Source organism: Blautia sp. ZXY-1-C6 (assembly GCF_056339875.1).
This window is the reverse complement of record NZ_JBWJVQ010000246.1, coordinates 1-9,999: the sequence shown is the minus strand read 5'-3', so window position 1 is coordinate 9,999 and position 9,999 is coordinate 1. Positions and strand designations below refer to the sequence as shown.

General features: G+C 41.9%; 11 protein-coding genes. All 11 read left to right on the top strand.

Translation table 11 applies throughout. The features are described 5' to 3' along the window. Positions 1 to 437 precede the first annotated feature (437 nt). Positions 438 to 839, top strand: a complete 402-nt coding sequence (locus tag AC075J_RS16040; protein ID WP_476390490.1) for a PBECR4 domain-containing protein — start codon at positions 438 to 440, stop codon at positions 837 to 839. A 337-nt stretch (positions 840 to 1,176) separates the two neighbouring features. Beyond that, a complete protein-coding gene (locus AC075J_RS16035; RefSeq protein ID WP_117738811.1) occupies positions 1,177 to 1,356 on the top strand; it encodes a hypothetical protein in 180 nt (59 codons plus the stop codon). Between the two features lie 279 nt (positions 1,357 to 1,635). Then, complete coding sequence (locus tag AC075J_RS16030) at positions 1,636 to 1,992, top strand: helix-turn-helix domain-containing protein (protein WP_117689892.1); 357 nt, start codon at positions 1,636 to 1,638, stop codon at positions 1,990 to 1,992. A gap of 26 nt (positions 1,993 to 2,018) precedes the next feature. After that, positions 2,019 to 2,474 carry a sporulation initiation factor Spo0A C-terminal domain-containing protein gene (locus AC075J_RS16025; protein ID WP_117689893.1) on the top strand — a complete coding sequence of 152 codons (456 nt, stop codon included), beginning with the start codon at positions 2,019 to 2,021 and terminating at the stop codon, positions 2,472 to 2,474. A 635-nt stretch (positions 2,475 to 3,109) separates the two neighbouring features. Further along, positions 3,110 to 3,655 (top strand): recombinase family protein, encoded by a 546-nt coding sequence (locus AC075J_RS16020; RefSeq protein WP_158555572.1) that lies wholly within the window; start codon positions 3,110 to 3,112, stop codon positions 3,653 to 3,655. Continuing rightward, positions 3,655 to 3,909 (top strand): DUF6870 family protein, encoded by a 255-nt coding sequence (locus AC075J_RS16015; RefSeq protein WP_072448128.1) that lies wholly within the window; start codon positions 3,655 to 3,657, stop codon positions 3,907 to 3,909. Before AC075J_RS16020 ends, AC075J_RS16015 begins: the two co-directional genes overlap by 1 nt. Before the next feature lie 151 nt (positions 3,910 to 4,060). Beyond that, complete coding sequence (locus AC075J_RS16010; RefSeq protein WP_158555571.1) at positions 4,061 to 5,728, top strand: recombinase family protein; 1,668 nt, start codon at positions 4,061 to 4,063, stop codon at positions 5,726 to 5,728. After that, complete coding sequence (locus AC075J_RS16005) at positions 5,721 to 7,412, top strand: recombinase family protein (RefSeq protein ID WP_117689896.1); 1,692 nt, start codon at positions 5,721 to 5,723, stop codon at positions 7,410 to 7,412. Before AC075J_RS16010 ends, AC075J_RS16005 begins: the two co-directional genes overlap by 8 nt. Beyond that, complete coding sequence (locus tag AC075J_RS16000) at positions 7,402 to 8,976, top strand: recombinase family protein (RefSeq protein WP_117689897.1); 1,575 nt, start codon at positions 7,402 to 7,404, stop codon at positions 8,974 to 8,976. The genes AC075J_RS16005 and AC075J_RS16000 overlap by 11 nt, the downstream gene beginning before the upstream one ends. A 134-nt stretch (positions 8,977 to 9,110) precedes the next feature. After that, entirely contained in the window at positions 9,111 to 9,581 is a 471-nt protein-coding gene (locus AC075J_RS15995; RefSeq protein WP_117467675.1) for a hypothetical protein, read from the top strand. Next, on the top strand, positions 9,575 to 9,937 hold the full coding sequence (locus AC075J_RS15990; protein WP_476390489.1) for a hypothetical protein: 363 nt from the start codon (positions 9,575 to 9,577) through the stop codon (positions 9,935 to 9,937). Before AC075J_RS15995 ends, AC075J_RS15990 begins: the two co-directional genes overlap by 7 nt. Positions 9,938 to 9,999 lie beyond the last annotated feature (62 nt).

The following is a 9,999-nucleotide window of genomic DNA, read 5'->3' as shown; positions in this document are numbered from 1 at the left end:
GAGCACGCAATGCTGGATTTTCATAAAATAGTATTGGATACAGCTTCTAGGGAGCGTTTATTGAAACGGTAAGTAACGGGTTATAATAAGATACAACCAATCAATTTTTTGTGGAAACTATTGATATTTCTTAGGGTATCGCATATAATATAATTAAGCCAAAAGGTTTCGTGTAGCGGCACGTAAAAGCTGTACTGTGCCCGGGCAGGGTAATTACTGGGACTATTTGATACTCGGAAGGGTATTACGCCCACGCCAGGGAGATACGGTGAGTCCGCGCCGGGGACTCAATGATACCGGCGACATTTTAGACATTCGGAAGGATGTCGCGGCTGACAGCCAGCATAAAACCGCTTTTTAAGATTATGGGCACTGGATAACAAAAAAGTTGTCCAGTGCTGTTTTTTTATACTATAGTGATGATTGGGAAAAGATAGATGGGAAAACAACAGGATAGAGAGAAAATTGTACAGGAGATTAAAGTAGCTGCTGATCTGTATAGGAAGCATTTAGTAGGTAAAAGATTTCTATATGTATTTGAAGGCAGATATATTGAGGTGCTTTATAAAGCTGCCAATTTTAGGCACTTGACAGGTGTGGCCACGAACCTTTCAGCAAAAAAGTTTTATAGTTATGCAGCAAAAAAAATGCTTCAGGCTTCGCAGATATTTTTTACACCGCAGCACCCTTTTTCATTGTGTAAGCGTAAGATTAAGCATATCGGACAGATTGCAATGCTGGCTGGCTCAGAAGGATTTATGCTGGAAGAGATTGTCACAGACACGAGAACTTATAAGTTTGGCACAACAGATCTTAATTTTACTCTATGCTTTAAATAAAGAGTCTGATGATAAGGGGCAGCAAAAGGGCGATTGCTTTGTAGTAGAATCGCTGCGAGATGAAGATTGCTTTTCTAAAAGTAGAACAGCATATACAGTAACTCATATTTTTTCAGATTTCCTGCCAGAATGATGCGAAAAAATATACAAATTCTACTGTTTTTACGATGAAAATGCAACGGTAGACGGTCTTCCAGATGAAATTAAAAACATGCTCGATCAAACTTTACTACATAAATAAAAATGGAGAGTACAGGTCTTGGCGTATAGAAAATACTGCAGGATCTTCTTACGAAAGAATTTTTTAAGATATGAGAGAAAAGAGGTGCTTTCTCATATGGCTACATCAAGTATCCTTACAGAGCTTGTGATTGAAGACCCCAAAAAGGCAGAAGCATTTATTAATGCACTGGAACTGTCCAGTCAAGATCCAGTATGCAGCCCGTCTGCCCCGTTCATTCCCATATTAGATAGTGTGGAAGAGATACGGAGGTTCCTGGAAAGAAAAAAAAAGTAAGCCTATGTATTGGCAAATATCTTAGATGAATAGAAGCTATTGGAGAGGAGTCGATATGTGACGTTCTCTCCTTTTTTATGCCTAATTGAAGAGATAATGCAGTGCTTTTTCGTAAATGGTGCAAAAATCGTTTTCAACTCGTTCAGATATAATAAATCTCTAAAACCAAAAAAGGAAAGAAATGGTAATGAAACTGGGAAATCTTGCCTCCATAGTCCATTACCCAGGGAAAGGATTTGTAATTATAATAGAGCCTGTAATCAACGAGGAGATAAAAGAATGCAGAATGAACTTTATATTGTAGCAGATGCCATAAAAGCCTTGCGGGAATCCAGGGGACTGACTCAGGAGCAGCTTGCAGAGAAAGCAGATATTTCCGTATCACATCTGGCGAAGATTGAAACACATGCCAGACTTATGGGAATGAAAACTTATATCCGGCTGTTGGAAGCTATGGATATTCCCATAAAAGAACACTTTATACACATGGGTACAGCGAAAAAAGATATGATGTTGAAGGAAAAAATCTGGTATCTGGTACAGGATTGTGATGAAAGAGAAACTAGCCTTTTGATCTATTCCATAGAGGGAATTAAGAAAGGGCTAAAGAAATATCAGCAAGACAGCAGGAAGTGAGAATACAGATAGGGAGGAAAAGGGAAATGTTATCAAGAGAAAAGGTGGAAGCAGTATTATTTAAAATGGGAATGCCTGCCAATGTAAAAGGATTTGGCTATATTGTAGACAGTGTTTTGCTTCTGGAAGAAGACAGCAAGATTAAAACGACATATCTGTATTTTAAGGTGGCCCAGCAACATGGCACGACAGGGCAGCGGGTAGAACGGGCAATCCGCCATGCGTTTGATATTGTCCGAAGCTGCAGAGGTGATTATGATGTGGTGAACCATTATATCGGTTTTATCAACTGTGCCAATTCCCCTTCCTTATCCATGCTCACAATGAAGATACGGGAGGAAGCACTGGAAGTACCGGAACCAAAACCGGAAAAGAAAGAAGAGAACGTGATTACGGGAATTACCGAAGACCGGCTTTTGGAGTTGATGCGGCAGGCATGTACGGAATTTTGGGCAGATATGATTATCCGGTTAAAAAAATAAAGAGAAATGCAGACCGAAAACAGTCTGCCAAAACACATCAGGGTTATGGTGTCTTTTGGCAGGCTGATGTTTTCAGCCGGGAAGAACCTTGAAAACTGAATATCAGTATGGTGATATTTTTTTAAAACAAACGTGTCATTTCTGACGCTAATCTATAGAAATATCTTAAAGGACACAAAACATTTCGGCACATTCTATTTTGTATGATGCAGGGTCATGAGCTGTGCGAAGATACACTTGTCCGCAGTGGCAGCAGGTAAGGCAGAAAAGAAGCGGATCAAACAAGGAATCGTAGAAGATGAAGGGAAAGTGTGAGCAGCGCCCGGACATAGGCTGTGGGTGGCAGGCAGTCTGAAAGCCGAATGATAATGATACCTTTGCATAAAACACTGCAACCAGGGTAGCGTCTGGGACATGCTGCAGCGGGAAAGGGTGCTGCAGGGTGTCAGGCGGCCAGCCGGGCCGGTCCTACATGCTCCCGTTCACACCGGGGTGAGAAAATAAAAAACATGCTGGCAGGGAAAGCCCTGCCAGTATGGTGTGTAAAATGGGTTCATTTTAGGGCTATGGGGAAACGCCGGTTTCTTTATAGCCCTGGAATGAAAACAGGAGCCAAAGAAAGAGGAGGCAGAGCAATGAATAGAGAGATGTTACAAAAACTGTTTTCAGAAGATAAAGAGATCTTTCAGGGAGGAATGTTATTCCCTGCATGGATTTGCAAAGGAAAAAAAGAGATAGAAAATAGGAACAGTCCCCAGCGGGCGGCAGTGTATCTGGATATTCCCATTCCATGTGCCGGGCTTTTGTATTATGAAAAAGAAAAAAGCCTGCATTACTGTGAACAGCAGACATACCATGTGGTCACTTTACTGGAAGGTGTAGGGTGTGGTAATTCCATAGAAAAAGAAAACTGGCAGAGGCTGGCAGTGCTTGCAGGAAAAGGCATGATTGATGTGATTGTGGTATCCGGGCTTAGCAGGTTATCCTATTGTCCGGAAGAAATTTTACAGACTATGGAACTGCTCCAGTCTTTTCAGGTGCAGATAGACTGTATCGGTTATGGGATTTTAGATTATGCCAGACTGAAACAGTATTTAATGCACACCTGGGAGAAACAGGAACAATTTGAGCAGGACTTAGATGCGTATCTGTGCAGTTGCTGTACCAGGGAAGGGATATAATGCTCTCGCGGGAAGAACTGCTGAAGATGCGGGAAATGACGTTTGAGGACATTGACCCGAAAGAGATACAAGATGTAGAGAAACTGAAGATTGATGTAAAAAAGAGCAAACCGGAGAAGGTCCGGGAAATCCTGGAGTCCGGAAAGAACCCTTATTTTCTGAAATATAAGGGGATCACCATAAAGATTGGGTTTGCTTCTACCAACCGTACCATAGAGGAAGCCATGCAAAGCCTTGTGCAGATGAAATGGTAAAGCCACGACAGGGATAGGGAAGAAAGCGGATTGTTGGCAGATTACAGGGTGGACAAACCTTCTGGACTATGGTAGGATGATGGCAAGGACCCGAGTAGCCTCTATCATTTAGGGAATCGGCTGACGAATCTAAATGATAGGAGCGAATACAATGAAAAATCAAATACTTAAAAAAATCTATCGTGCGGTTGTTTACCTGCGCCTTTCTGACGAAGATGGTGATAACAGGGAAAGCGACAGCATATCAAACCAGAGGATACTAATCCATAGCTTTTTAAAGAGCCACCCTGAAATTCAGGTGGTAAAAGAATGTGTAGATGATGGATATACCGGCACAAACTTTAACCGCCCCGGTTTTCAGGAAATGCTGCGTATGCTGGAAGAGGGGGAAGCAGACTGTATTATTGTCAAAGACCTTTCCCGTTATGGAAGGGACTTTTCCGGTGTTTTACAGTATGTGGAACGTATCCTGCCGAAAATGGGTGTGCGCCTGATCCTTGTCAATGACAATTATGACAGCCTCACGCCAAATCGTGATTTCCTTACCCTGAGATTTAAAAGTTTAATCAATGACCTTTACCCTGCGGATACTTCCAAAAGTGTGCGTTCCCATTTGTATGTCAAAATGACAGCCGGGCAGTGTGTAGCGCCTTTTGCTTTTTATGGTTATCTGAAATCCGAAGAGGATAAACATAAGCTGGTCATGGACGAAGTGGCAGCTTCTGTTGTACGGGATATTTACCACATGAAAATGCAGGGCTACAGCCTGACGGATATATCCGAAGAATTAAACCGGCGTGGGATCTTGACGCCTCTTCGGTATAAGCAGGTATATTTAAAACAGAAATTAAAGACAGGGTTCCGTCTGACGGAAAAACCGGTCTGGATGCCAACTATGGTGCGTCGTATCCTTCTTGATGAACGCTACACCGGAGTGCTGATACAGGGAAAAACCACAACGCCAAACCATAAAGTAAAGGTTGTGATCCACAAAGAGGAAGCTGAGTGGATACGGTATGAAAATGCTTTTGAGCCGGTTATCAATAGACACCAATATGAAGTGGTGGGCAACCTGATGAAAATGGATACCATGAGAGGTGCAAAGGGGCTAGCGCTTCTTTCAGGCCTGGTAAAATGTGGGGACTGTAAAGAAAGCATGGTACTGAAAAGCCCAGATAAAGTCCACCACTATTATGTATGTTCGACGTCCCTTTATGAAAAGCAGTGCAGTTCCCATAGTATCAGTGAGAAAAAACTGGTAGGGGCTGTGACAGAAGCAATCCTGCATTATATTTCTGTTCTGGTGGAGTTGAAGGAGATACTGGCGTATGTAAAAACTGCCTCAATCCCAAGACAGCGGCTTTTGGAAGAAGACAAAAAACTGGAGATGCTGGAAAAGGAGAGCCAGAGAATTTTAAACATTAAAGTAAAACTGTATGACAGTTTTGCAGAAGAAATCCTGGACCGGACAGAATTTGAAACCTTCAAAGCAAAGTATGACCAGTCTTTAGAGGAAATCCGGCAGGCAATGGAGTGCCAGCAAAGGGAAATCCGAAACTTGCAGGAAACCCTTGAAAAACAGCAGGAGTGGCTGGAATATTTTCTGGAATACCGGGACCGGACGGAAGTGGACCGCTTAATGCTGGTAAATCTGGTCAAACGGATTGAGGTATATGAGCAGAAGCGCATTATCATTCATTTTTGGTTTGAAGATGAATTTGAAAAGGTATTGGGACTGCTGGAAACAGTAAACAGGACAAAGCCGGATCAGCGTGTGGAAGCCTTCCTGAAAGGAAAGGGGGCGGAAGCAAGTGCCTAAGGTAAGCAAAAGAGGACAGAAAAGACAAAACAGTAAGCCGGAAGTTAAGTATCTGAGAACCTATATTTATGTAAGGCTTTCCGAAAAGGACGGAGGGCATGGCAGAAGAGATTCCATTTATATCCAAAAACAGATCTGTGAAGACTACGCAAAGAAACACCCGGAAATGCTGGTGGTAAAAGTCTATGCGGATAATGGTGTGACAGGTACAACGTTCCAAAGGGACGCATTTGAAGAGTTGATGGAAGATGTGGCAAATAAAAAGGTTGACTGCATCATTGTAAAGGATTTTGCCCGGTTTGGAAGGGACGCCTTAGATGCTGTAGATTTGATTGATGTGATTTTCCCAACCTTAAATATCCGGTTTATTTCCGTTATGGACGAATATGACAGCGCAAACCCAGCTTGTGTAGAAAACAGGACCACCAATATTTTGAAACACTTTATGAATGATTATTATGCCAGGGAAGTTTCAGAGAAACTGGTACAGGCGCACCGGCTGTCCAGGGAACGGGGAGAGTTTTGGGGTTCCAGACCTCCTTATGGATACCAAAGAGCAGAGGAAAACAGTAAGAAGCTGGTGCCGGAACCAGAGGAAGCAGAAATAATCCGGCAGATTTTTTACTGGTATGTGTTTGAAGAAATGTCAAGCTATGATATAGCAAGGGAACTGAATGGTAAAAAGGTATTAGGACCGGAGGACAGCTACCAGAAAAGGAAACAGGGAAAGGAGCCGGAAAAAAGGCGGTTATGGAGATCAGACGGTATCAGGAAGATTTTACAGAACCCCGTTTATATAGGTGCTGCTGTTTATGGGAAAACAAAACAGATGCTTGCGCAGAATATTCCCCTTCAGATGATACCAAAAGAGCAGTGGGAAGTGTGTGAAAATGCCTGGGAAGCAGTTGTGGAACGGGCGATTTATGAGAAAGCACAGGAAATTGCAAAGGAACGCTGGAAAGATACGTTGGATAACTGGGCTGCAAACCCAAAAGAAAAACAGGGGGCAGATGGCCCTTTTAAGGGAAGGATTTTCTGCGGGCATTGCGGAAGACGTCTTGGAAGAAGCAGGAGCGGAGGTAATGAGAAACACAAATATATGGTTTATAAATGCCCTTCCTTTTCCCTTACAGATCATACGGAATGTTTCCGGACGGTGAATGAAATTTACATCAATCAGGCAGTCAAGGCAGCACTCCGCTACCAGATCCAGCTTGCTGTAGAAAGTAAGAAAACCTATGGTGCAGAGTTTTATCAAAAGCTGGAGCAGGAGGTAGCAGAAAAAATAAAAAATGCCAGACAGAAGTATGAGAAATATGGAAGAAAACTGGAAACCTTGTTTGAGCATTATGCTACCGGGCTGTTGGACTGCAAGGAATATCAGGAGATTAAATCAATCTATCAGGAAGAACAGCAAGCAGCCAGGCAGAATATGAAGCAGATACAGCTTCGTGGACAGCACCTGTTAGATCAGGTGAAGGCAAGAATGGATTGGACAGAGGAACTTCTAAAGTACCAAAGATTTCAGAAGATAGAGAAAGGAATTGCGGACCGCTTTATTGAAAAGATTACGGTATATTCCAAAGACTATGTGGAAATCGTGTTCTGGTTTGGGGATTTATTTGAAAAGGAGCTGGAAAAAGAACTAGACAATATGGAAGGAGGTCTTCCGTATGCAGTGTGATTTTGTTTTTGCTTATCTGCGTCTTTCCAGAGATGATAAAGAAAAAATGGAGGAAAGCAACAGCATTAAAAATCAAAGGCTTTTAATTCAGCACTTTGTAGAAAACCAGCCGGAGTTTGCAGGGGCAAAGTTTTTCTTCTTTGTAGATGACGGTTACAGCGGTACAACGTTTGACCGCCCGGAATTTAAGCGCATGATGGGGCTGATTACCAGGAGAAAACGAATCTGTATCATTGTCAAAGATTTGAGCCGCCTGGGAAGGGATACCATAGAAACACAAAACTATATCGAAAAAATATTTCCGTTCCTTGGGGTGCGTTTCATTTCAATCAATGATTTTTATGACAGCAGCCAGAAACCTTCCGAAAGAAAGGATACGGAGATTAAATTTAAGAACCTGATCAATGGGATTTATCCCCAGATTTGTTCCAACAATATCAAAAAAGTTATGAGGAAACAGGCTGAAATGGGACAATATCATGGTTCAATCCCAACATACGGATATTGCTTCCATGACGGTGTTCATACAAAACTTCATCTGGATATGGAGGCAGCTTCCGTTGTAAGGGGGATTTTCGACCAAAGGTTGGAAGGAAAGACCTATGCAGACATTGCCAGGGACCTGAATAAAAAAGAAGTTGAAACACCTACCGTATACCTTCAAAGGAAAGGCTGGGCGCCGGAAGCAAAGAAATCTGTGAAATTCTGGGACGGAAATTTAGTAAAGCTGATTTTGTTTAATCCGGTTTATGCAGGACTGACGGTAAGAGGGAAAACAGAAACCAGGGTTCCGTCAAAAAGAGAGTACCGATATATTTCAAGAGAGGATTGGATTTGCGTAAAAGGAGGACACGAAGCGATTGTAACGGAGCAGGAGCTTCAGAAGATCCAGGACATGGTACAGAAGGACAGAAAATATTATGGGCGGACACCGTCTTCTGAGAATATTTTTTCAGGTTTGATCCGTTGCGGACATTGTGGTCGGAAAATGCGGATACGGACAGAATACAAAGAAAAGCCGATTTATTGTAAAAGTGTTACGACAGCCCCCAATGCTTCCTGTTATCCAAAGAAATATAAGCAGAAAGAGTTGGAAGAACTGGTGCTAATTATGATAAGACAGCAGGTAACCCTTGCAGAGGATACCATAAAGCAGTTAAAGAAAGCCAATCAGACTTTGAATATTCCGAAACTCCGATATCGAAAAAAGCAATATGAAAAGAAGCTGGCGCTTCGTAAACAGGAGAAAATGGAACTGTATGAACAATATGCAGAAGAACAGATTTCTTTGAAAGATTACCTGGCACGAAAACAAACCTGTATGGAGAAGACAGCAGTTTATCAGCAAAAGATACAGGAGATAGAAGCAAGAATTTTAAAAGGGGAGGAGAAAAAACAAAAGGAGAAATCAGAGGGACTGCAACTTTTTGTAAAATATAAGGGATTGGAAGAGCTGTCTTATGAAGTTCTGCATGAGCTGATTGAAGTCATAAATTTTTATGATCCGGAACATATTGAAATTGTATGGAAATACAGGGACGAATTTCTGGAAGCAATAGGATAAGAAAGAACCGGGAGAGCTTATTGTCTTGGATTCCAGTAGAGAAGAAGATTTCATAAAAGAGGAGGAAAACGCTACGGTGTCTTCCTCTTCTTTGTATTAGGAGAAAATTTGGCAAAGAAGATGGGGGAAGAGCCATGTATCTTGAAACATATTCTATGGAAGAACTGATGGAACTGATAGAAGAGAAAGGATATTGTTCTGTGGAAGCAGTAGAAATTCTGAAAGAAATGGAACAGGCAAAAAAAGAGTATGATTTTTTACTCCGGGATTGTAAGGAAAAAGCGTGGAAAACAGACCAGGTGGTAGTTGATTATTACAGGTATCTCTTGGAAGAATTGCGGAAAGCGTTGCCCTATGATGCTATGGGAGGTCAGCACACGATTCCGATTCTGGTATTGCAAGAGTTCCGGAAACAGGATATTGTAGAAAAAATCAGGAATTTTATAGGCTGTCAGGCTGGGTTTTCTGATCATGATCTGTTACAGGAAATACAGAAATTTATTACCGTACATCTGGACCCGCAGGGAATTATCCTCTATATGGATGTACTGGGGAATCAGCCAGTGGCAAGGAATGCTTACAAACAGGGAGGACAAATGTGGTAAAAGAAAGAGTATTGGCGGTTCCGGATACAAGCATTTTTATTGCAGAACTGCCGGAAGCGACCAGAAACATCATAAGAAAAGACTTAGAAGAACACGCAAGAGAACATCATTACCGGCTGGAGTGGGATTTGAAAAATAAAGACTATGTAGCAATGAGCCGGAGATTTTGCGATATGGAAGACATTTATATGGATACCCATCTGCATTTTTGTGAGGCAGGGGAGGATATAGAGCCCTATGAAAAAAGCCTGCAGCGGACCATTTCTATCAGGTTATATCAAGACGAAGTAGAAGAACTCTGTAGGAAGTCTGGAAAAGTTGGGCTGTCAATCGGTGAACTGTTCCGAACAACTTGAAAAAAAAAAAAAAAAAAAAAAAAAAAAAAAAAAAATGTACCCTTAGATAACTGTCCAGTTCT